This window comes from Neisseria sp. P0021.S006 (genome assembly GCF_051956895.1).
Genome location: NZ_JBQCWZ010000389.1, coordinates 1 through 1,293 on the forward strand (window position 1 = coordinate 1; position 1,293 = coordinate 1,293).

The 1,293-nt window shown below is 52.7% G+C and carries 2 protein-coding genes; both read left to right on the forward strand.

The window, feature by feature from the left end:
* On the forward strand, positions 1–888 hold an 888-nt coding region (locus ACTHUM_RS14385), incomplete at its 5' end, for a complex I subunit 1/NuoH family protein (RefSeq protein WP_440403209.1).
* A 75-nt stretch (positions 889–963) separates the two neighbouring features.
* Positions 964–1,293: GFA family protein (locus ACTHUM_RS14390; protein ID WP_440403210.1), on the forward strand; the 330-nt coding region annotated here is incomplete at its 3' end.

Genomic DNA, 1,293 nt, shown 5'->3' on the forward strand with positions numbered 1-1,293 from the left:
AACGTAACCGGTCCGTGGGGTCTGATTCAGCCGTTTGCCGACGTGTTCAAACTCTTGTTTAAAGAGGTAACTCGTCCGAAGCTGTCAAACAAAGCCCTGTTCTACATCGGCCCGATTATGTCGCTTGCACCGTCTTTTGCGGCGTGGGCAGTGATTCCGTTCAACGAAGAATGGGTACTGACCAACATCAATATCGGCCTTTTGTACATCCTGATGATTACCTCGCTGTCGGTTTACGGCGTGATCATCGCGGGCTGGGCTTCTAACTCAAAATATTCGTTCTTGGGTGCAATGCGTGCTTCCGCGCAAAGCATTTCCTACGAGATTGCCATGAGTGCCGCACTGGTGTGTGTCGTGATGGTATCGGGCAGTATGAACTTCTCCGACATCGTTGCCGCACAAGCCAAAGGTATTGCCGGCGGCTCGGTATTCTCTTGGAACTGGCTGCCGCTCTTCCCAATCTTCATCGTCTATCTGATTTCCGCCGTTGCAGAAACCAACCGCGCGCCGTTTGACGTGGCAGAGGGTGAGTCCGAAATCGTTGCCGGTCACCACGTTGAATATTCCGGCTTCGCATTCGCGCTGTTCTTCCTTGCCGAATACATTTTCATGATTCTGATTGCCGCTCTGACATCGCTGATGTTCCTCGGCGGCTGGTTGTCTCCGTTCCCGCAAAGCTGGGGCTTTATCGGTACGCCTTCCGCATTCTGGATGTTTGTGAAAATGGCGGCGGTTCTGTACTGGTATCTGTGGATCCGTGCAACTTTCCCACGCTACCGTTACGACCAAATCATGCGTTTGGGCTGGAAAGTGCTGATTCCGATCGGCTTCGCCTACATCGTGGTTTTGGGTGTGTGGATGATTTCACCGCTGAATTTGTGGAAATAGGGCAGGGAGGCCGTCTGAAAGTTTTCAGGTAGCCTGAACCCCAAATTTTTAACCGTTTCAAACCGAGAGAAACCGATGAAAGCTCAATGCCTGTGCGGCGCAGTATCACTGGAAACCGCCGAAAACCGCGAACTCCACGCCTGCCATTGCGGGAAATGCCGCACATGGGGCAGCGGCGCGTCTTTTACTTTGGCCGCCCGGTCGCCCGAAATCACAGGCAGCGAGCACATCGCGCATTATCAGTCGTCCGAATGGGCGCAACGCTGTTTTTGCAAACACTGCGGCACACACCTGTTTGTGCAGGTTGGCAACGATTATTACATCAACGCCGGGCTGTTTGCCGACAACGCGGGCTTTGAAACTACCTCACAAATCTTTATTGATTGCAAAGCTCCGTATTATGAC